18 protein-coding genes and 1 riboswitch are annotated in these 20,195 nt (G+C 71.4%); of the genes, 14 read left to right on the top strand and 4 right to left on the bottom strand.

Annotated elements, in window-relative coordinates:
- The first annotated feature begins 174 nt into the window (after positions 1-174).
- The 10 genes from AB0Q96_RS11395 to AB0Q96_RS11440 all read left to right on the top strand — a co-directional run bounded on the left by AB0Q96_RS11395 (position 175) and on the right by AB0Q96_RS11440 (position 10,479).
- A complete protein-coding gene (locus tag AB0Q96_RS11395; protein WP_329418828.1) occupies positions 175-783 on the top strand; it encodes a CDP-alcohol phosphatidyltransferase family protein in 609 nt (202 codons plus the stop codon).
- A gap of 116 nt (positions 784-899) precedes the next feature.
- Entirely contained in the window at positions 900-3,395 is a 2,496-nt protein-coding gene (locus AB0Q96_RS11400; protein ID WP_365324077.1) for a mannose-1-phosphate guanyltransferase, read from the top strand.
- Between the two features lie 111 nt (positions 3,396-3,506).
- Complete coding sequence (locus AB0Q96_RS11405) at positions 3,507-4,439, top strand: DUF881 domain-containing protein (RefSeq protein ID WP_365324078.1); 933 nt, start codon at positions 3,507-3,509, stop codon at positions 4,437-4,439.
- The gene (locus tag AB0Q96_RS11410; protein ID WP_015032176.1) at positions 4,436-4,768 is read left to right on the top strand and encodes a small basic family protein; all 333 of its coding nucleotides are present in this window, start codon (positions 4,436-4,438) and stop codon (positions 4,766-4,768) included. Before AB0Q96_RS11405 ends, AB0Q96_RS11410 begins: the two co-directional genes overlap by 4 nt.
- 5 nt (positions 4,769-4,773) lie before the next feature.
- The gene (locus AB0Q96_RS11415) at positions 4,774-5,805 is read left to right on the top strand and encodes a DUF881 domain-containing protein (protein ID WP_365324080.1); all 1,032 of its coding nucleotides are present in this window, start codon (positions 4,774-4,776) and stop codon (positions 5,803-5,805) included.
- A gap of 82 nt (positions 5,806-5,887) precedes the next feature.
- Positions 5,888-6,835: an FHA domain-containing protein gene (locus tag AB0Q96_RS11420; RefSeq protein WP_365324714.1), complete on the top strand. Its 948-nt coding sequence runs from the start codon at positions 5,888-5,890 to the stop codon at positions 6,833-6,835.
- A gap of 28 nt (positions 6,836-6,863) precedes the next feature.
- Positions 6,864-7,604, top strand: a complete 741-nt coding sequence (locus tag AB0Q96_RS11425; protein WP_365324082.1) for a MerR family transcriptional regulator — start codon at positions 6,864-6,866, stop codon at positions 7,602-7,604.
- 53 nt (positions 7,605-7,657) lie between these two features.
- Positions 7,658-8,131 (top strand): bifunctional nuclease family protein, encoded by a 474-nt coding sequence (locus tag AB0Q96_RS11430; protein ID WP_329418820.1) that lies wholly within the window; start codon positions 7,658-7,660, stop codon positions 8,129-8,131.
- Positions 8,132-8,314: 183 nt separating this feature from the next.
- Positions 8,315-8,926, top strand: a complete 612-nt coding sequence (locus tag AB0Q96_RS11435) for a MerR family transcriptional regulator (RefSeq protein ID WP_365324084.1) — start codon at positions 8,315-8,317, stop codon at positions 8,924-8,926.
- Positions 8,927-9,048: 122 nt separating this feature from the next.
- The gene (locus AB0Q96_RS11440; protein ID WP_365324086.1) at positions 9,049-10,479 is read left to right on the top strand and encodes a DNA polymerase IV; all 1,431 of its coding nucleotides are present in this window, start codon (positions 9,049-9,051) and stop codon (positions 10,477-10,479) included.
- Between the two features lie 42 nt (positions 10,480-10,521).
- Here the strand turns inward: AB0Q96_RS11440 and AB0Q96_RS11445 are convergent, their stop codons facing one another.
- On the bottom strand, positions 10,522-10,905 hold the full coding sequence (locus AB0Q96_RS11445) for a PRC-barrel domain-containing protein (RefSeq protein WP_365324088.1): 384 nt from the start codon (positions 10,903-10,905) through the stop codon (positions 10,522-10,524).
- Between the two features lie 113 nt (positions 10,906-11,018).
- Positions 11,019-11,117: riboswitch (glycine riboswitch) on the top strand.
- 180 nt (positions 11,118-11,297) lie between these two features.
- On the opposite strand from AB0Q96_RS11445, the gene gcvP reads away from it, so the two are divergent.
- Positions 11,298-14,183 carry an aminomethyl-transferring glycine dehydrogenase gene (gcvP, locus tag AB0Q96_RS11450; protein ID WP_365324090.1) on the top strand — a complete coding sequence of 962 codons (2,886 nt, stop codon included), beginning with the start codon at positions 11,298-11,300 and terminating at the stop codon, positions 14,181-14,183.
- A 76-nt stretch (positions 14,184-14,259) separates the two neighbouring features.
- On the opposite strand, the gene AB0Q96_RS11455 is transcribed toward gcvP, so the two are convergent.
- Positions 14,260-14,466, bottom strand: coding sequence for a DUF5999 family protein (locus AB0Q96_RS11455; RefSeq protein WP_365324091.1), 207 nt, complete (start codon positions 14,464-14,466; stop codon positions 14,260-14,262).
- A gap of 304 nt (positions 14,467-14,770) precedes the next feature.
- Positions 14,771-15,370 carry a hypothetical protein gene (locus AB0Q96_RS11460; RefSeq protein ID WP_365324093.1) on the bottom strand — a complete coding sequence of 200 codons (600 nt, stop codon included), beginning with the start codon at positions 15,368-15,370 and terminating at the stop codon, positions 14,771-14,773.
- Positions 15,371-15,854: 484 nt separating this feature from the next.
- Between AB0Q96_RS11460 and AB0Q96_RS11465 the strand changes: the two genes are divergently transcribed.
- Together AB0Q96_RS11465 and AB0Q96_RS11470 are read left to right on the top strand one after the other, a co-directional pair.
- The gene (locus AB0Q96_RS11465) at positions 15,855-17,363 is read left to right on the top strand and encodes a glutamate--cysteine ligase (protein WP_365324095.1); all 1,509 of its coding nucleotides are present in this window, start codon (positions 15,855-15,857) and stop codon (positions 17,361-17,363) included.
- Positions 17,364-17,426: 63 nt separating this feature from the next.
- A complete protein-coding gene (locus tag AB0Q96_RS11470; protein WP_365324096.1) occupies positions 17,427-18,218 on the top strand; it encodes a type II CAAX endopeptidase family protein in 792 nt (263 codons plus the stop codon).
- 318 nt (positions 18,219-18,536) lie between these two features.
- Here the strand turns inward: AB0Q96_RS11470 and AB0Q96_RS11475 are convergent, their stop codons facing one another.
- Entirely contained in the window at positions 18,537-19,346 is an 810-nt protein-coding gene (locus tag AB0Q96_RS11475; RefSeq protein WP_365324098.1) for a PhzF family phenazine biosynthesis protein, read from the bottom strand.
- A 185-nt stretch (positions 19,347-19,531) separates the two neighbouring features.
- Between AB0Q96_RS11475 and AB0Q96_RS11480 the strand changes: the two genes are divergently transcribed.
- Entirely contained in the window at positions 19,532-20,155 is a 624-nt protein-coding gene (locus tag AB0Q96_RS11480) for a PadR family transcriptional regulator (RefSeq protein ID WP_365324100.1), read from the top strand.
- Positions 20,156-20,195 lie beyond the last annotated feature (40 nt).

Here is a 20,195-nt window from a genome sequence, read left to right on the forward strand (position 1 = left end):
CAGGGGGGACCCTGTGGGAGAGTAGGACGCCGCCGAACAATCATTGTGGGAAAGCCCCGCACCTTATGGTGCGGGGCTTTTCTGCGTTTACGGGCCCCCTGTGCAACGGGTGCTCGTGGCTGAGGGTAAGGTCATGGGGCACATCGTCAACTCGCTCGCACAGGAGGCCCCCGGGTGGAGGTCCAGGAGACTCGCGTTCAGACGGACCGAGTCCTCACCATCCCCAACATCCTCAGCATGGCTCGCCTCGTCGGCGTGCCGCTCTTCCTGTGGTTGATCCTCCGACCCGTGTTCGGCGGACCCAACAGTGACGGCTGGGCCCTTCTCGTCCTGGCCCTGAGTGGTGTCAGCGACTATCTCGACGGGAAGCTGGCCCGGCGCTGGAATCAGATCAGCAACCTCGGCCGGCTGCTCGACCCCGCCGCCGACCGGCTGTACATCCTTTCCACGCTCGTCGGACTCACCTGGCGGGAGATCCTTCCGCTCTGGCTGACCGCCGCACTGCTGGCCCGTGAACTGATGCTCCTGGTCGCCGTGGGAATCCTCCGCCGGCACGGCTATCCGCCGCCCCAGGTGAACTTCCTCGGGAAAGCTGCCACTTTCAACTTGATGTACGCGTTCCCGTTGCTGCTGCTTAGTGACGGAACGGGCTGGCTTTCGTCACTCGCTGAAGTTTTCGGGTGGGCCTTCGCCGGATGGGGTACAACTCTGTATTGGTGGGCAGGGATCCTCTACGTGGTCCAGGTCCGTCGACTCGTGAAGGCGGATACCGCGGCCGATTGAGCCCGTCCGTCCCGTGCCGTGCAGCGTCGCCGGCAGGAACGAGGACGCCCGAGGGCCGAACAGCGGGCAGGTGAAGTCGGCAGGACCGTCGTCTCTTCAAGGAGGACGCTTCCGACATGAAGGCCGTCGTGATGGCCGGTGGCGAGGGCACCCGCCTGCGCCCCATGACCTCGAGCATGCCCAAGCCTCTCCTGCCGGTCGTGAACCGGCCGATCATGGAGCATGTCCTGAGGCTGCTCAAGAGGCACGGTCTCAACGAGACCGTCGTCACCGTGCAGTTTCTCGCTTCCCTCGTCCGAAATTACTTCGGGGACGGCGAAGAGCTCGGAATGGAGCTCACGTACGCCAACGAGGAGAAACCGCTCGGTACCGCGGGGAGTGTGAAGAACGCCGAGGAGGCACTGAAGGACGACGCCTTCCTCGTGATTTCGGGGGACGCGCTCACCGATTTCGACCTCAGCGACCTGATCGCCTTCCACAAGGAGAAGGGCGCCCTCGTCACCGTATGTCTGACCCGGGTGCCCAATCCGCTGGAGTTCGGCATCACGATCGTCGACGAGGAAGGCAAGGTCGAACGATTCCTGGAGAAGCCGACCTGGGGCCAGGTCTTCTCGGACACGGTGAACACGGGCATCTACGTCATGGAGCCCGAGGTCTTCGACTACGTCGAAGCGGACGTTCCCGTGGACTGGTCGGGTGACGTCTTCCCACGGCTCATGAAGGACGGCAAGCCGATCTACGGCTATGTCGCCGAGGGCTACTGGGAGGACGTCGGCACCCACGAGAGCTATGTGAAGGCCCAGGCCGACGTCCTGGAGGGCAAGGTCCAGGTCGACATCGACGGCTTCGAGATCTCCCCCGGCGTCTGGGTCGCCGAAGGGGCCGAGGTCCACCCCGACGCCGTCCTGCGCGGCCCGCTGTACATCGGCGACTACGCCAAGGTCGAGGCCACCGCGGAGATCCGCGAGCACACCGTGATCGGATCCAACGTCGTGGTGAAGAGCGGCGCCTTCCTGCACAAGGCCGTCATCCACGACAACGTCTACGTCGGGCCGCAGAGCAACCTGCGCGGCTGCGTCATCGGCAAGAACACCGACGTCATGCGGGCGGCCCGGATCGAGGACGGGGCCGTCATCGGGGACGAGTGCCTGATCGGTGAGGAATCGATCGTGCAGGGCAACGTCCGGGTCTACCCGTTCAAGACGATCGAGGCCGGCGCCTTCGTCAACACGTCCGTCATCTGGGAGTCCCGAGGACAGGCGCACCTCTTCGGAGCACGCGGAGTGTCCGGCATCCTCAACGTGGAGATCACCCCCGAGCTGGCCGTGCGGCTGGCCGGCGCGTACGCCACCACGCTGAAGAAGGGCGCGACGGTCACCACCGCCCGCGACCACTCGCGAGGGGCGCGGGCGCTCAAACGGGCGGTGATCTCCGCCCTGCAGGCCAGCGCCATCGACGTACGCGACCTGGAGAACGTGCCGCTGCCGGTGGCGCGGCAACAGACGGCGCGCGGCAGCGCCGGCGGGATCATGGTGCGGACGTCGCCGGGCGTACCCGACTCCGTCGACATCATGTTCTTCGACGAGCGCGGCGCCGACCTGTCGCAGGCGGGGCAGCGCAAGCTGGACCGGGTCTTCGCGCGCCAGGAGTACCGGCGGGCGTTCCCCGGGGAGATCGGCGACCTGTCCTTCCCGGCCAGCGTCTTCGACTCGTACACCGGCTCGCTGCTGCGCAACGTGGACACCTCGGGGATCGCCGAGGCAGGGCTCAAGGTCGTCGTGGACGCCTCCAACGGCAGCGCGGGGCTCGTCCTGCCCAGCCTGCTCGGGCGGCTCCAGGTCGACTCGCTGACGATCAACCCGGGTCTCGACGAGACCCGGCCGACCGAGTCGGCGGAGAGCCGGCGGGCCGGTCTCGTCCGGCTCGGCGAGATAGTGGCGTCGGCCAGGGCCGCGTTCGGGGTGCGGTTCGACCCGGTCGGCGAGCGGCTCTCGCTGGTCGACGAGCGCGGGCGGATCATCGAGGACGACCGGGCTCTGCTCGTCATGCTCGACCTGGTGGCCGCCGAGCGCAGGTCCGGGCGGGTCGCGCTGCCGGTGACGACGACGAGGATCGCCGAGCAGGTCGCCGCGTACCACGGCACGCAGGTCGAATGGACGACGACCTCGCCCGACGACCTCACGAGGGTCGGGCGCGAGGAGTCGACGATCTTCGGCGGAGACGGCCGGGGCGGGTTCATCGTGCCCGAGTTCAGCAGCGTCTTCGACGGGGCGGCGGCGTTCGTGCGCCTGATCGGTCTGGTGGCGCGGACGCAGCTCACCCTCAGCCAGATCGACGCGCGGATCCCGCGGGCCCACGTCCTGAAGAGGGACATCGCCACGCCGTGGGCGGTGAAGGGCCTGGTGATGCGCCGGGTGGTGGAGGCGGCCGGGGACCGGTCCGTGGACACCACCGACGGCGTGCGGGTGGTGGAGGCCGACGGGCGCTGGGTGATGGTGCTGCCCGACCCGGCGGAGGCCGTCACCCATCTGTGGGCGGAAGGTCCGGACGACGCGTCCGCCCAGGCGCTGCTGGACGAGTGGTCCGGCGTCGTCGACAGCGCAGGTCACTAGGGGGACGCGGTCCGGACGGGCCGATGGGGCCGGGAGGTGCCCGCGGGCGCCTCCCGGCCCGGCGGAGGGGCCATTCGGCGGTAGGCCGTGCGACGTGCGACGATGTGCGGCATGTCGCAGCAGCCCCCCGTTCGGAGCACAGGATCACCCCCTCCGCGCCCGGACGCGTCCATGTCGCTGCTGAACAACGTGATCGACCACGCGCTGGACGACGGATACGCGGAGGCATCGGCCCGTCGCGCCGCGGAGGGCGGCGGGCTGCCCCGTACGATCCGGGCCAAGCTGGGCCTCGCGGCCGGTCTGGTGCTCGCGGCGGCCGTGGTGACGCTCGGCGCGGCCGAGGCGCGGGTGTCCGCGCCGGTCGTGGCCAAGGAGCGGCAGGACCTGATCGACCGGATCGAGTCGGAGACCTCGGCCGCCGACAAGCTGGAGCAGGACGTCGAGCGGCTTCGCGGCGAGGTCGGCGAGCGGCAGCGCAAGGCGCTGGAGCAGCACGGCGGCGACCAGGGCGAGGTCCTCGCGCTGCTGTCGGGTGCGACCGCCGTGCACGGGCCCGGGGTGAAGCTGGTCGTGGACGACGCCAAGGGCGCCGCCGACGGCGGCGGTGGCGGTCCCCGGGAGAGCGCCGGCTTCTCGGACACGGGGCGGGTGCGCGACCGTGACATGCAGCGGATCGTCAACGGGCTGTGGGAGTCGGGCGCGGAGGCCGTCTCGATCAACGGGCAGCGGCTGACCGCGCTGTCGGCGATCAGGGCCGCGGGCGACGCCATACTGGTCGACAACAAGCCACTGGTGCCGCCGTACACCGTTCTCGCCGTCGGCGACGGACAACGGCTGAGCACCGCGTTCCAGGACAGCGCCGACGGCCAGTACCTGCACGCGCTTCAGGAGAACTTCGGGATCCGGACGAGCATCTCGGCCGAGGGCGACGTACGCCTGCCGGCCGCGCCGAGCCTGATCGTACGTACAGCAGAGCCGAGGGGAGCCGGGGCGGCCAAGGTCCCCGGGCGGGCCACGGCCGACACAGGGAAGGGCACATCTTGATCGCCGTACTGGGCCTGATCGTGGGAGTCGTGGTCGGACTGTTGGTCCGGCCCGAGGTTCCGGCGGTGGTCGAGCCCTATCTTCCGATCGCCGTGGTCGCCGCCCTGGACGCGGTCTTCGGCGGCCTGCGGGCCATGCTCGACGGGATCTTCGTCGACAAGGTCTTCGTGGTGTCGTTCCTGTCGAACGTGGTCGTGGCCGCGCTGATCGTCTTCCTCGGCGACAAGCTGGGCGTGGGCGCGCAGTTGTCGACCGGTGTGGTCGTCGTCCTCGGCATCCGGATCTTCTCCAACGCGGCCGCCATCCGGCGGCACGTGTTCCGGGCGTGAGGCCGATGAGCGAGCACGACAGGCACGACGAGTCCGACGGGGACCGCGCGGACGGCGTGAACCGCGGGAACGACGCGAACCGCGGGAACGACGCGAACCGGGCGGACGGCGGGCAGCCGGCGCCGCGTCCGGAGGAGCGTCCGTCCGCGGCCGAGGGCCCGGGTCCTCGGCGCGAGCCCCAGCAGCCCGCCGCTCCGGAGCCGCCGCCGACCCCGCCCCCGGCCCCGGCCCCCGTCCCGACTCCTGAGCCCGCCCCGGCCCCTGCGTCGGTCCCGGCCCAGGCTCCTGCCCCCACCCCGGCTCCCGACCGGCCCGAGATCTCCGGTCGGCAGCGGCTGGCCGCGAGTCTGTGGCCGCCGCGGGTGACGCGGGCCCAACTGGTGGTCGCCCTGCTGCTGTTCGTGCTCGGCCTCGGTCTGGCCATCCAGGTCAGCTCCACCAGCGACAACAGCGCGCTGCGCGGCGCCCGCCAGGAGGACCTGGTGCGGATCCTCGACGAGCTCGACGACCGCACCCAGCGCCTGGAGGACGAGAAGACGCGCCTGGACGGCCAGCGCTCGGAGCTGGAGTCCAGCTCCGACCAGGCCGAGGAGGCGCGCAAGCAGACCCAGGAGAAGCAGCAGCAGCTCGGCATCCTGGCCGGCACCGTCGCCGCCGAGGGCCCCGGCATCACCCTGACGATCACGGACTCCAGCGGCGCCATCGAGTCGGACATGCTGCTCGACGCGATCCAGGAGCTGCGCGCCGCGGGCGCGGAGGCCATCCAGGTCGACGGTGTGCGGGTGGTCGCGGACAGCTACTTCTCGGGAAGTGGCAGCGACATGCGGATCGATGGAACGAAGGTGACCGCTCCGTACGTCTTCAAGGTCATCGGCAAGCCGGAGGATCTCGAGCCCGCGCTCAACATCCCCGGCGGAGTCGTCCAGACACTGGAGAAGGAGCAGGCCACGGCCACGGTGCAGCGTTCCGGGAAGATCGTCGTCGACGCCTTGCGGCCTGCGAAGCGGCCTGACTACGCTCAGTCGTCCTCGCAGTGAGGCGGGGGCGGATGACGGTCACGCGACAAGCGCAGGACGTTGCGGGGGGTCGCCGCACCACAAGGGTGGTGCGTGGTGGAAACTGTCGAGTGGTTACGGACGTTGTGAAGATGTCCGGGTCGGCAGGTGTGTTGAGTCAGGGTTCGTCCTGCCCCACGGGCGGGTCTGTTTCGGTCAAGGGGAATCGCCCGTGAAGTGGTTTTCGAAGTTGTTCGGCAAGAGCGCAAGCGAGGACGGCGGCAACGCCAGGCACCGCGCGCCGCGCCACGGCCAGAGCGAGGAGCAGGGCGGCGAGCGCCCGCTCTTCCGCGACGAGGTCGGCGGCCAGGGCGGTGACGTTCCGGGCGCGCCGGGCGCGTCGTCTGTTGACCCTGCCGGTGCCGCGCGCATAGGTTTCGGAGAACCATCAACCTCAGGTACGGGTGGAGGGTTTGTGTCCGACCCGTACGCGACACAGACCTCCGCGGGGCAGCCGCGGCAGGAGGGCGCGTCCATGCCGGTGTGCACGAGGTGCGGTCACCGCAATACGGCGGACAGCCGCTTCTGCTCCCACTGCGGTGCGCCGCTGCGGGGCGGACTGGTTCCGGAGCGGGCCTCCGAGACCACCTCGACGATCTCCATCTCGGGGCTCGAGGCCTACGACGCGGAGGTCACCGGGCAGACCGCCCTCCCGTCGCTGTCGGCCGAGGCGCTGGCCGCGGTCGAGGCCCTGCCGGGCGGTGCGGCGCTGCTGATCGTGCGCCGCGGTCCGAACTCGGGCAGCCGCTTCCTCCTGGACGGCGAGCTGACCACGGCCGGCCGTCACCCGCAGAGCGACATCTTCCTGGACGACGTGACCGTCTCGCGTCGCCACGTGGAGTTCCGTCGGCAGCCGGACGGCACCTTCCAGGTGTCGGACGTCGGCAGCCTCAACGGCACCTACGTCAACCGGGAGCCGATCGAGTCGGTCTCGGTCGTGCTGACCAACGGTGACGAGGTGCAGATCGGCAAGTACCGGCTCGTGTTCTTCGCGAGCCAGCGGGGCGTGTGACGCCCCGGAGAACCTTCAGGGAAGGTCCATGCTGCGAACACCGACGGGCGGTGCCGGACACGGCACCGCCGCCGCGGGCGAGCTGGTCAGCATCGGTACGGTGCTGAGCCGGCTGCGCGACGAGTTTCCCGAAGTGACCATCTCCAAGATCCGGTTCCTGGAGGCCGAGGGGCTCGTCGAGCCCCAGCGCACGGCCTCCGGGTACCGGAAGTTCAGCCCGCGGGACGTCGAGCGGCTCGCTCAGATCCTGCGGATGCAGCGGGACCACTACCTCCCGCTGAAGGTCATCCGCGAGCACCTGGACGCCCTGGAGCGCGGGGAGCAGATCAGGCTGCCCTCGCCGAGTCCGCAGCGGGACCTGCTCGACGGGGCCTGGGACACCGAGGGCGACCGGCCCACCGCCGCCCGGATCGGCCGCGCGGAACTGCTCGCCGCCGCCGAGGTCACCGAGGTCGAGCTGGTCGAGTGGGAGTCGTACGGACTGATCGCCCCGATCGAGGGCGGCGGCTACGACGCCGAGACCGTGACCGTCGCCAAACTGCTGGCGGATCTGGGGAGATTCGGTCTGGAACCCCGGCATCTGAGGGCGGTCAAGGCCGCCGCGGAGCGCGAGGCCGGGCTGGTCGAGCAGATGGTCGCACCGCTGCGCCGGCACCGTAATCCGCAGACCAGGGCCCATGCCGAGGCGACCGCCAAGGAGCTCGCCGGACTCTCCGTACGCCTTCACGCGGCACTGGTCCAGACCGCGCTGGGAGTGCGGCTCCAGTGATCCGAGGACGGCCCGACTACCCAAACCGGTCGGGCACGTCCTAGGGTTGCTGTGTGAACGAGCTCGACGTTGTGGGTGTCCGGGTGGAAATGCCCTCCAACCAGCCGATCGTGCTCCTGCGTGAAGTGGGAGGCGATCGGTACCTCCCCATCTGGATCGGACCGGGAGAGGCGACCGCCATCGCCTTCGCCCAGCAGGGCATGGCCCCTGCCAGGCCGCTGACGCACGACCTCTTCAAGGACGTGCTGGAGGCCGTGGGCCAGGAGCTCACCGAGGTCCGCATCACGGATCTGCGTGACGGGGTCTTCTACGCCGAGCTGGTCTTCGCCAGCGGTGTCGAGGTGAGTGCCCGGCCGTCCGACGCGATAGCGCTCGCCCTGCGCACCGGGACGCCGATCTACGGCAGTGACGGTGTGCTCGACGACGCGGGGATCGCGATTCCGGACGAGCAGGAGGACGAGGTGGAGAAGTTCCGCGAGTTCCTCGACCAGATCTCACCGGAGGACTTCGAGACCGGCAGTCAGTAGGCCCGCACGGCCCTGGCCGAAGCCGTCCTGTCGGCACATTCGAGTAGCCTTTCCCCGGAGAGGGGCACGTGAAACCACTCTCAGGGTGATTATCACTCGGCGTGCCGAGTGTGGCGATCGTTGACGCACCCCGAGTGACTGCCTACCTTCGAGTGGGCAGGTCAAGGACGGAGGGTCGGCGTGATGAGCAGCGGCGACGGTACGGCAGGGGGCTTCCTGGGGCGTGCCCCCGGGGAGAAGGGCCCGTATCCGCTTCACGGCAGTGTGGGCGACCTCGGCGGGGACGTGAGCTCCGGCCCGGAGGAAGTCGGCTACCGCGGGCCCACGGCCTGTGCGGCGGCCGGCATCACCTATCGGCAGCTGGACTACTGGGCGCGCACGGGGCTCGTCGAGCCGAGCGTGCGGCCGGCGTACGGATCCGGGACGCAGCGGCTCTACAGCTTCCGCGACGTCGTGGTCCTCAAGATCGTCAAGCGCTTCCTGGACACCGGGGTGGCGCTGCAGAACATCCGGGCGGCCGTGCAGCACCTGCGGGCCCGGGGCTTCCGCGACCTGGAGCGCATGACGCTCATGAGCGACGGGGCCACGGTGTACGAGTGCTCCTCGCCGGACGAGGTCGTGGACCTGCTCCAGGGCGGTCAGGGCGTCTTCGGGATCGCCGTCGGCGTGGTGTGGCGGGACGTCGAGGCGGCGCTCTCGCAGCTGCACGGCGAGCGCATCGACACCGGCGAGACGCTGATCGGGCACAACCCGGCGGACGAGCTGGCGCGGCGGCGCCGGGACCGGGCGGTCTGAGCTTCCGCGGCGGGTCCGCGGCGGGTCCGTGGGCCCGCCTCCGGGCCCGCTCTCGGGCCTGTCGGGACGCGCGGGGCGCGGGCGCCGGTGCGTTGTCAGTGGCGTAGGGCAGCATCGGAGGCGTGAGAGCCGCGCCCACCATCCTGCACCTCGACATGGACGCCTTCTTCGCCGCGGCGGAGCAGGCGTCGAAGCCGAGCCTGCGCGGGAAGCCGGTGGTGGTGGGCGGCCTCGGGCCGCGCGGAGTGGTCGCGACGGCCTCGTACGAGGCGCGGCGCTTCGGGGTGCACTCGGCGATGCCCATGGCGCAGGCGCGGCGCCTCGCGCCGAACGCGGCCTATCTGGTGCCCCGCTTCGCCTTCTACCGGGCGATCAGCGGGCAGGTCATGGAGCTGCTCGGGCGGCTCTCGCCCCTCGTCGAGCCGCTCAGCCTGGACGAGGCCTTCGTGGACCTGGAGGCCGGCGGGCTCGCCGACGACAGCGCGAGCGCGCGGGCGACGGGGGAGCGGCTGCGGCGGGACATCCTCGCGACGACCGGTCTGACCGGGTCGGTCGGACTGGCCGGGTCCAAGATGCTGGCGAAGATCGCCTCCGAGGAGGCCAAGCCGGACGGACTGCTGCTGATCGAGCCCGGTACGGAACGGGAGCTGATCGGGCCGCGTTCGGTCCGGATCATCCCCGGCGTCGGGCCGGCCACCGGGGAGCATCTGCGCAGGGCCGGGATCGTCACGGTCACCGACGTGGTCGAGGCGGGCGAGGACGAGCTCGTACGGCTCCTGGGGCGGGCGCACGGGGGCTCGCTGTACCTGATGGCCCTCGGGCACGACGACCGGCCCGTGGTGGCCGAGCGGGACGCGAAGTCGGTCTCCGTGGAGGACACCTTCGACGTGGACCTGCACGACCGGCTGCGGATCCGGCTGGAGGTGGAGCGGCTCGCGGAGCGGTGCGTCGCGCGGCTGCGGGGCTCGGGGCACTCGGGGCGGACCATCGTCCTGAAGGTGCGGCGGTACGACTTCTCGACGCTCACGCGCTCCGAGACGCTGCGGGGGCCGACGGACGACCCCGTGGTGGTCCGGGAGGCCGCGGCGCGGCTCCTCGACCTCGTGGACACCACGGGCGGGGTGCGGCTGCTGGGGGTCGGGGTGAGCGGGCTCGCCGACTACACCCAGGAGGACCTGTTCGCGCAGGCCGAGGCGGAGGCCCGGGCCGAGGCTGAAGCGCAGGCCCAGGCGGAAGCGCAGGCCCAGGCGGAAGCGCGGGCCGAGGCGGAGGCCGCCCCTGGGGACCCCGCGGGCCCCGGGACGCCCGAGCCAGCGCCCCCCACGGCCACCGAGACCGCCGAGCGGCACTGGGCGCCGGGGCGGGACGTGCGGCACGCCGAGTACGGGGCCGGGTGGGTGCAGGGGAGCGGGGTCGGGCGGGTCACCGTGCGGTTCGAGGAGCCGGGGGCGGTGGTGCCGGGGCGGGTGCGGACGTTCTCCGTGGACGATCCGGATCTGGAGCTCTCGGATCCGTTGCCCTTGGTGGAGGGGACCGACGCGGACACGGGGTGAGGCCCGGCCTCCCGGCCGGGCTCGGCGGTCCTCCCGTGGGCGCTACGCGTCCTCCTGGCCCGCCAGGCGGCCGAAGTCCCGGGGGGCGTCCTGGGGGGTGTCCTGGGGCGGCGGCGGGAGGGCCAGGCTGTAGTGGCGGTAGAGCTGGAGCTCCTGTTCGGGGGAGAGGTGGCGGCCCACGCCGAAGTCGGGGGCGTCCTTGATGAGGGCCCGCTCGTACGGGATGTGGAGTCCGTCGCTCACCAGCTCGCTCGGCTCCAGGGGGACGAACGCGTCGCGGCTGAACAGGCCGGTGCGCACGGCGGCCCATTCGGGGACGCCCGTCGCGTCGTCCAGGTACACCTCGTCCACGGTCCCGATCTTGTGTCCGTTCCGGTCGAACGCCTTGCGGCCGATCAGGCTGCGCGGATCGATATCGGTCTGCACGGTCCCTCCAACTGGTCGCAACTGCTCTACACCCCTACGAAAGTGCACAACTGGGATGTCGGCCACTTGAGCGATGCCAGGCTCAACCGCGCTGGTAGGCTGGCTGTGGCTGTCGACCCTGCGCGGGAGAGTCCGCCGAAGAAACCTTTCGGTGGCGCCGAAGGAGCAAATCCTCCCCGGAATCTCTCAGGCCCCTGTACCGCGCGGACGAGGTCACTCTGGAAAGCAGGGCGGGCGTCGACGGCATCCGCTCTCACCGACGGTGAAAGCCGGTCTTGCCGTTTGGCGTGGCCGGTGAAGCTCTCAGGTTGAGATGACAGAGGGGGAGGCCGTCCGGGCACCCGCGCCGTGGTGCCCCTCGCAGGTCGTGACGACCAGGAGGCCCCCGCAGCATGACCGCCAACCGCATTCCGCTCTCCGAGCTCGAGCAGGGCATTCCCTTCGAGCAGCGGCACATCGGGCCCGACGCCGAGGCTCGCGCGAAGATGCTCGCCCAGGTCGGGTACGGCTCCCTCGACGAGCTGACGGCCGCGGCCGTGCCGGACGTCATCAAGAACGCCGCGGCCCTCGGCCTGCCGGCCGCCCGCACCGAGGCCGAGGTACTGGCCGAGCTCCGCGAGCTCGCCGACCGCAACCAGGTGCTCGCCCCGATGATCGGCCTCGGCTACTACGGGACCTTCACGCCGCCGGTGATCCTCCGGAACGTCATGGAGAACCCGGCCTGGTACACCGCGTACACGCCGTACCAGCCGGAGATCTCGCAGGGCCGCCTGGAGGCCCTGCTGAACTTCCAGACCATGGTCGCCGACCTCACCGGTCTGCCCACCTCCGGCGCCTCGCTGCTCGACGAGGGCACCGCGGCCGCCGAGGCCATGGCGCTGTCCCGCCGCGTCGGCAAGGTCAAGAACGGCGTGTTCCTCGTCGACGCCGACGCCCTGCCGCAGACCATCGCCGTCATCCAGACCCGCGCCGAGCCCACCGGGGTCGAGGTCGTCGTCGCCGACCTGTCGGCCGGCGTCCCCGCCGAGATCGCCGAGCGCGGCGTCTTCGGCGTGCTGCTCCAGTACCCGGGTGCCTCCGGCGCCGTCCGCGACATCAAGCCGGTCATCGACCAGGCCCACGAGCTCGGCGCGATCGTCACCGTCGCCGCCGACCTGCTCGCGCTGACCCTGCTCGCCTCGCCCGGTTCGCTCGGCGCCGACATCGCCGTCGGCACCACGCAGCGCTTCGGAGTCCCGATGGGCTTCGGCGGTCCGCACGCCGGCTACATGGCGGTCCAGGACAAGCACGCCCGCTCGCTCCCCGGCCGCCTGGTCGGCGTCTCCGTGGACGCCGACGGCAACCGGGCGTACCGCCTGGCCCTGCAGACCCGCGAGCAGCACATCCGCCGCGAGAAGGCCACCAGCAACATCTGCACCGCCCAGGTGCTGCTCGCCGTCATGGCCGGCATGTACGCGGTCTACCACGGCCCGGAGGGCCTGAAGGGGATCGCGCGCCGCACCCACCGGTACGCCGCCGTCCTGGCCGCCGGTCTGAGGGCGGGCGGCGTGGAGCTGGTCCAGGGCGCCTTCTTCGACACCCTCACCGCCCGGGTGCCGGGCCGCGCGGACGCCGTCGTCGCGGCCGCCCGTGAGGCCGGGGTCAACCTGTACCGCGTCGACGCCGACCTGGTCTCCCTGTCCTGTGACGAGACCACCACCCGCGCGCAGCTCGCCGCCGTCTGGGGCGCCTTCGGCGTCACCGCCGACATCGAGGCCCTGGACGCCGCCACCGAGGACGCGCTGCCCGTCGACGCGCTCCGCTCGGACGTGTTCCTGACCCACCCGGTCTTCCACGCGCACCGCTCCGAGACCTCGATGCTGCGCTACCTGCGCCGCCTCTCGGACCGCGACTACGCGCTCGACCGCGGCATGATCCCGCTCGGCTCCTGCACCATGAAGCTGAACGCGACCACCGAGATGGAGTCGGTGACCTGGCCCGAGTTCGGCCAGATGCACCCGTTCGCCCCGGTCGAGCAGGCCGGCGGCTACCTCACGCTCATCACCGAGCTGGAGGAGCGTCTCGCCGAGGTCACCGGCTACGACAAGGTCTCCATCCAGCCGAACGCCGGCTCGCAGGGCGAGCTGGCCGGTCTGCTGGCCGTCCGCGCGTACCACCGCGCCAACGGCGACCTGCAGCGCACGGTCTGTCTCATCCCGTCCTCCGCGCACGGCACCAACGCCGCCTCCGCGGTGATGGCCGGCATGAAGGTCGTCGTCGTCAAGACCGCCGACGACGGCGAGGTCGACGTCGCGGACCTGCGCGCCAAGATCCAGCAGTACCGCGACGAGCTGTCCGTGCTGATGATCACCTACCCGTCCACGCACGGTGTCTTCGAGGAGCACGTCGCCGACATCTGCGCCGAGGTCCACGAGGCCGGCGGTCAGGTGTACGTCGACGGCGCCAACCTCAACGCGCTGGTCGGCCTCGCCAAGCCGGGCAAGTTCGGCGGCGACGTCTCGCACCTGAACCTGCACAAGACCTTCTGCATCCCGCACGGCGGCGGCGGCCCGGGCGTCGGCCCGGTCGGCGTGCGCGCGCACCTCGCCCCGTACCTGCCGAACCACCCGCTCCAGCCCACCGCGGGCCCGGAGACCGGCGTCGGCCCGATCTCGGCCGCCCCGTGGGGCTCCGCCGGCATCCTGCCGATCTCCTGGTCGTACGTGCGCCTGATGGGCGGCGAGGGCCTCAAGCGCGCCACCCAGGTGGCCGTGCTCGCGGCGAACTACATCGCCAAGCGCCTGGAGCCGCACTACCCGGTGCTCTACACCGGCCCGGCCGGCCTGGTCGCCCACGAGTGCATCGTGGACCTGCGCCCGCTGTCCAAGGCGACCGGCGTCAGCGTCGACGACATCGCCAAGCGTCTGATCGACTACGGCTTCCACGCGCCGACCATGTCGTTCCCGGTGGCCGGCACGCTGATGATCGAGCCGACCGAGTCCGAGGACCTGAGCGAGCTCGACCGCTTCTGCGACACGATGATCGCGATCCGGGCCGAGATCGAGAAGGTCGCCTCCGGCGAGTGGCCGGTCGAGGACAACCCGCTGAGCAACGCCCCGCACACCGCGGCGGCGCTGGGCGGCGAGTGGAACCACCCGTACACCCGTGACGAGGCGGTCTTCCCGGCCGGTGTCTCGGCCGCCGACAAGTACTGGCCGCCGGTCCGCCGGATCGACGGCGCCTTCGGCGACCGCAACCTGGTCTGCTCCTGCCCGCCGCTGGACGAGTACGACCACTGAGCACGACCCTGAGCACGACGTGAGGGCCGGTCCGGAGCTTTCTCCGGGCCGGCCCTCGGCGTTTCCTCGGGGTGGCTCAGGCCGCCGTCGTCACACTGGCCGCCGTCAGCGGCCGGTGCGGGGCGATGATCTGGCCGTCCGGCAGCAGCTCACCGGTGTCCTCGAAGAGCAGGACCCCGTTGCACAGCAGGCTCCAGCCCTGCTCCGGGTGGTGTGCCACGAGACGTGCCGCCTCCCGGTCGGTGGAGTGGGCGGTGGGACAGGCGGGCTGGTGCTGGCACATGGGTGGGTTCTTTCGCTGCGTCGTGGTGGATGTCCTGCGGCTCTTACGATGCATCGCCGCCCCCGTAGGTCGGTTCGGTTCCGGTCCAGTCTTGCCCCATGGACGGTGTTCCGCAGGTATTTCACGGCAGCTCGTCCTCTCCTGGGAAGACGCATCACCCGCAGGGGCGGTTCAGCTCAACTGCACGGTCTCTTCGGGGGGTTCGGGGTGGTCCGAGCGGGCTAGTCCGAACGGGAGGGGGTGTCGGACAGCAGTGCGCCCCGGGGCCGTCGGCTCCCGGGGCGCGGCCCGCGCGCGGGGTGGATCAGGCGGGCGCCGCGGAACCCAGGAGCGGCGGCGGCGCGAGGCGCAGGCTGAGCACGGGCAGGAGGTCGGCGACCCGGTAGGGGCGGTCGGCGGCGATCCCGGGCGGTGCGGGGGAGAGCGGCACGAGCAGGTCGGCCGCGCCGGGCACGGCGGTGTGCCCGTCGGCGTCCGGGTCGGCGTGCAGCCACAGGGTCAGCATGTACAGCTGCGGTACGGACAGGAGCCGAGGCTGGTACGGGGTGAGCAGCGCCTCGGCCTGGATCAGGGCCCGTTCGGTGGCGGCGACGTAGGGGCCTTCGAAGAAGTGGGAGAAGGACCAGCCGTCGGGGGTGGGCCGGGTGTCCGCGGCGGCGATGGCGCGGTCCCCGTTCCTGATCAGGAAGCGCCACCCGGCCAGCCGGGTGTGGGGCGGCCCGCCGGCCGGGCCGGGGGCGCCGGCGACTCCCAGCACGTGGACGGGCAACGGCAGTTCGGGGCTCAGCGGTCCCTGAGCGGCTCGCAGTGCGGGGGTGCGGGTCTCGCTCACGGCGGTCGGCGAGCCGAGGGCCGTGAGGACACTGCGAAGGGCCGGCGCGGGGGCCGGGGAGGGTCGGAGCATGATGGGTCGCCTCTCACTCAGGAGACACGGTGACGCGTGGGCAGGTACGACGGCGCTGTCGGCGACGGGGCCAGAGCAGGGGGCCATGAGGTCATGGCCGGGCGCCAACACTCTGCCTCGTGCGCGGAGTTTATACGACACGTGTTCACACAGTGTTTCCGCTAGACGGCGCCGATATTCCTGGCAAGGAGTCATCCGGTCGTATTTCCACGGTGATTCAGTGGAATGCGGGCGTCCGGAGGAACGTCTGCCTGCGGTTTGTCGCAGGAGGGGGTCGGCCGAATCCTGATCCCCCGGTGCGGGGCAATATGACTTTGGTATATGTCAATTGCCCGGTGCTCTCGGGTACTGCCGGTGGAGAGCTCGTCCACCCTATCGGCCAACGTGTCGCACCCGCAGGCGTTATGGATCAGTCGGGTGGGCATCATCGTCCGTGACGCTCGCGGCCGTCGTGGCGGCTGCCCACTCGGGGAGGGACCCTTCGATGGGGGAGAAGGTCGTGACGGACGGGTTCGGCCCGGCCGACCGACAGCGCTACCGCCGAAAGCTGCAGCAGTGTCTCGCGGGACTCGCGAGACTCCTGGCGGAGAAACGATTCGACCGGCCGCGCAATCTCATGGGCATGGAGATCGAACTCAATCTCGCGGGCGAGGACGGCCTGCCCAGGATGCTCAACGCGCCGGTGCTCGACCGTATCGCGAGCCCCGATTTCCAGACCGAACTCGGATTGTTCAATCTGGAAGTGAACATCGCCCCGCACCGGCTCGGCGGCCATGTTTTCGACCGGCTCGCCGAGGAACTCAGGACCGGGCTCGGATATGCCGACCGCAAGGCCGCCGAACTCGGCGCCGGCGTCGTCATGATCGGAATACTGCCGACGCTCACGCGGGACGACGCGGTCCTCGACAACCTTTCCGCCGCCGACCGCTACAAGCTGCTCAACGACCAGATCCTGGTGGCCCGCGGGGAGGATTTCACGCTCGACATCCACGGGGTGGAGCGACTGCTCTGCACCTCGTCGTCGATCGTGCCCGAGGCGGCCTGTACGTCGGTGCAGCTGCACCTCCAGGTGACCCCGCCCCGCTTCGCCTCCGTGTGGAACGCGGCGCAGGCCATCGCCGGGGTCCAGATCGCGGTCGGCGCCAACGCGCCCTTCCTCTTCGGCCGGGAGCTGTGGCGGGAGTCCCGGCCGCCGCTGTTCACCCAGGCCACCGACACCAGGACCCCGGAGCTCCAGGCCCAGGGGGTGCGCCCGCGGACCTGGTTCGGCGAGCGCTGGGTGGATTCGGCGTACGACCTCTTCGAGGAGAACCTGCGCTACTTCCCCGCCCTGCTGCCGCTGTGCGACGAGGAGGACCCGCTGCGCGTCCTGGACGAGGGCGGGGTGCCCAAGCTGCACGAGCTGATCCTGCACAACGGCACCGTCTACCGCTGGAACCGGCCCGTGTACGGCTGGGTCGACGGCGTCCCGCACCTCAGGGTGGAGAACCGGGTGCTGCCGGCCGGGCCGACCGTCACCGACGTCGTCGCCAACGCCGTCTTCTACTACGGGCTGGTCCGGGCGCTCGCCGACGACACCCGCCCGATCTGGAAGCGGATGGCGTTCCAGGACGCCGAGCACAACTTCGACACCGCGTGCCGCCACGGCATCGAGGCCGAGCTGCGCTGGCCGCGCTCCGGCCGCTCGGGCGGCGTCGCGACCGTACCGGCGGTGCGGCTGGTCCTCGACGAGCTGCTGCCGCTTGCGGCGGCCGGGCTCGACGCCTGGCACGTGGAGCCGCGGGACCGCGACTTCTACCTGGGCGTGATCGAGGAGCGCTGCCGACGTCGGGTCAACGGGGCCTCGTGGCAGGCGGACACCTTCCACCGGGCGCTGGACTCCGGACTGGACCGCGCGGCGGCGCTCGCGGCGACCACCCGCCGCTACCGCGAGCTGATGCTGACCGGCGAGCCCGTGCACAGCTGGCCGGTGGGGGTGAGGGCCGCCTCGTAGGTAGGGTTCCCGTACCCGGGTCGCTGTGGGGAATGGGAGACAGGTGTGGTGTCGGAGCAACGAGTGGTGGACGCTTCCCTGCCCCCGGACGGCCTCCCGCGCCGGGTCCTGCGCGACGAGACGCTGATCGTCCTCGCGCTGTCCCTCGGCGCGAGCGGGGTCTCCGCCCTCATCAGCTTCATCGGCTCGCTGACCAAGCCCGGCGCCCTCAAGGAGCAGGCGGCCACGCTCAACGGCTCCTACGCGCCCGGGCGGCCCTGGCTGGACCTGTCCTGGCAGCTGTTCGGCATCGCCACCGCGCTCGTCCCGGTCGTCCTCGTCGCGCATCTGCTGCTGCGCGAGGGCGCCGGGACGCGCGGGCTGCGGGCGATCGGCTTCGACCGCACCCGGCCGTGGCCGGACCTGGGGCGCGGGGCGCTGGTCGCGGCCGGCATCGGCAGCGCCGGCCTGGCCTTCTACCTGGGGGCGCGGGCGACCGGGTTCAACCTCACGGTGGTGCCCGAATCGCTGCCGGACGTGTGGTGGAAGTACCCCGTCCTGGTGCTGTCCGCGATCCAGAACTCCGTGCTGGAGGAGGTCGTGGTCGTCGGCTATCTGCTGCGCCGGCTCGACCAGTTGGGCTGGTCGCCGAGGTCCTCGATGGCGGCGAGCGCGGTGCTGCGCGGCTCGTACCACCTCTACCAGGGCATCGGCGGCTTCATCGGCAACATGGTGATGGGCGTGGTGTTCGTGTGGCTCTACCGGCGCTGGGGTCGGGTGGGGCCGCTGGTGGTCGCGCACGCGCTGCTCGACATCGTGGCCTTCGTCGGCTACGGGCTGCTCGCCGGGAAGGTGGGGTGGCTGCCCACACCGTGACGTGGGAGCCCGCACCGTGACGTGGCCGCCCACGCAGTGAGGCGGCGGCCACACCGTGACGTGGCCGCCACGCCGTGACGTGGGAGCCCGCACCGTGACGTGGGAGCCCACACCGTGACGTGGCCGCCACGCCGTGACGTGGGAGCCCGCACCGTGACGTGGGAGCCCACACCGTGACGTGCCCGCCCACGCCGTGACGTGGGAGCCCGCACCGTGACGTGGCCGCCCACGCAGTGAGGCGGCGGACCGTCGCGGGCGGCGGGCCAAGACGACGAGGGGCGTACGGCATCGGCCGTACGCCCCTCGTCGCGTCCGGGGTCAGCCGTGCAGTTCGCCGTCGATGACGGTGACCGCGTGGCCGTTGAGGAGGGTGCGGTCGCCACGCAGCCGGGTGCGGACGACGCCGGTGCGCGCGCCGCCCTGGAAGCCGGTCAGCTCGTCGCGGCCGAAGCGGGCGGACCAGTAGGGCGCGAGGGCGGTGTGGGCGCTGCCCGTCACCGGGTCCTCGTCGATGCCGACGGCCGGGAAGAAGCCGCGCGAGACGAACTGGTAGGCGCCTTCGGGCCGGTCGGCGATCGCGGTGGCGATGATCCCGCGCTCGGACAGGACGGCGAGGGCGGCGAAGTCCGGGGCGAGGGCCCGCACGGTCGCCTCGTCGCGGAGCTCGACGACCAGGTCGCCGATGTGGGCGGCGGTGTCGTGGACGGCGACGGGCTCGGCACCGAGCGCCTTCGCCAGGCCCTCCGGGGCGTCCACCCGGGTCAGCGAGGAGGTCGGGAAGTCCAGCGTCAGGGTGCCGTCGGGCTCGGCGGTGGCGCTGAGGATCCCGCAGCGGGCCGCGAAGCGGACCGTGCCGGTCGCGGTGCCCGTGGTGTGCAGCACGTGGGCGGTGGCCAGGGTGGCGTGGCCGCACATGTCGACCTCGGTGGTCGGGGTGAACCAGCGCAGCGCCCAGTCCGCGTCGCCGCCGGGCGGCAGCGGGTGGGCGAAGGCGGTCTCCGAGAGGTTGACCTCGGCGGCCACCTGCTGGAGCCAGGCGTCGTCCGGGAAGGAGTCGAGGAGCAGGACTCCGGCGGGGTTGCCGGAGAAGGGCCGGTCGGTGAAGGCGTCGACGATTCGAATCCGCATGTGCCGGACCGTACCGGAGGGACGAAAGCACAGGCCAAGGCCAATCGCGGAGCACTGGACCGGTCGGCGACGGGGCCGGTCGGCGGGCCGGTGGACGCTCGGCTGTTGCTCACCGAACAGTTCCGATATATCGTCGAGGCATCGCGACAGTTCAACGATGGAATCCCGATGGAAGGAGCGTTGCGATGCGTACCTACGGAAACGAGCACGGGCACGGCCACGGAGGCGGGCGCGGAAACTGCGGACCCGGCCCTCGTGGTGAATTCGAAGGGCGCCGCGCCGCCTTCGGCCCCTTCGGGCCGGGCTTCGGCGGCGGCCCCTGGGGCGGCGGCGGCTTCGGCGGGCGTGGGCGCGGCGGAGGCCGCGGCCGGGCGCGGCGCGGCGATGTGCGCGCCTCGATCCTGGCCCTGCTGAAGGACCGCCCGATGCACGGCTACGAGATGATCCAGGAGATCGGCGAGCGCAGCGGCGGGGCCTGGAAGCCCAGCCCCGGCTCGGTCTACCCGACGCTCCAGATGCTGGAGGACGAGGGCCTGATCACCAGCGAGAGCGAGGGCGGCAAGAAGCTGTTCACGCTCACCGACGCCGGACGCGCGGAGGCCGAGGCGGGGCCCGAGGCCCCGTGGGAGGAGGCCGGGCGCGGTGTCGACTGGGAGGCCGTGAACGAGATCCGGCAGGCCGGCTTCGGCCTGATGGAGGCCTTCGGTCAGGTCTGGAAGACCGGCACGCCCGAGCAGCGGCAGAAGGCCGTCGAGGTCATCAACGAAGCCCGCAAGAAGCTGTACCTCATCCTGGCCGACGAGCGCTGATCCGGACGGCGGGAGCGAGGGGCCCCGCGGCGACACGCCG

The organism is Streptomyces sp. NPDC093111, assembly GCF_040683955.1.
Taxonomy (GTDB): domain Bacteria; phylum Actinomycetota; class Actinomycetes; order Streptomycetales; family Streptomycetaceae; genus Streptomyces.

Coding starts and splice junctions, on each gene's coding strand:
- AB0Q96_RS11400 (WP_365324077.1), top strand. CDS start 900: ATGAAGGCCGTCGTGATGGCCGGTGGCGAGGGCACCCGCCTGCGCCCC.
- AB0Q96_RS11405 (WP_365324078.1), top strand. CDS start 3,507: ATGTCGCAGCAGCCCCCCGTTCGGAGCACAGGATCACCCCCTCCGCGC.
- AB0Q96_RS11415 (WP_365324080.1), top strand. CDS start 4,774: ATGAGCGAGCACGACAGGCACGACGAGTCCGACGGGGACCGCGCGGAC.
- AB0Q96_RS11425 (WP_365324082.1), top strand. CDS start 6,864: ATGCTGCGAACACCGACGGGCGGTGCCGGACACGGCACCGCCGCCGCG.
- AB0Q96_RS11435 (WP_365324084.1), top strand. CDS start 8,315: ATGAGCAGCGGCGACGGTACGGCAGGGGGCTTCCTGGGGCGTGCCCCC.
- gcvP (WP_365324090.1), top strand. CDS start 11,298: ATGACCGCCAACCGCATTCCGCTCTCCGAGCTCGAGCAGGGCATTCCC.
- AB0Q96_RS11455 (WP_365324091.1), bottom strand. CDS start 14,466: ATGTGCCAGCACCAGCCCGCCTGTCCCACCGCCCACTCCACCGACCGG.
- AB0Q96_RS11460 (WP_365324093.1), bottom strand. CDS start 15,370: ATGCTCCGACCCTCCCCGGCCCCCGCGCCGGCCCTTCGCAGTGTCCTC.
- AB0Q96_RS11465 (WP_365324095.1), top strand. CDS start 15,855: ATGGGGGAGAAGGTCGTGACGGACGGGTTCGGCCCGGCCGACCGACAG.
- AB0Q96_RS11475 (WP_365324098.1), bottom strand. CDS start 19,346: ATGCGGATTCGAATCGTCGACGCCTTCACCGACCGGCCCTTCTCCGGC.
- AB0Q96_RS11480 (WP_365324100.1), top strand. CDS start 19,532: ATGCGTACCTACGGAAACGAGCACGGGCACGGCCACGGAGGCGGGCGC.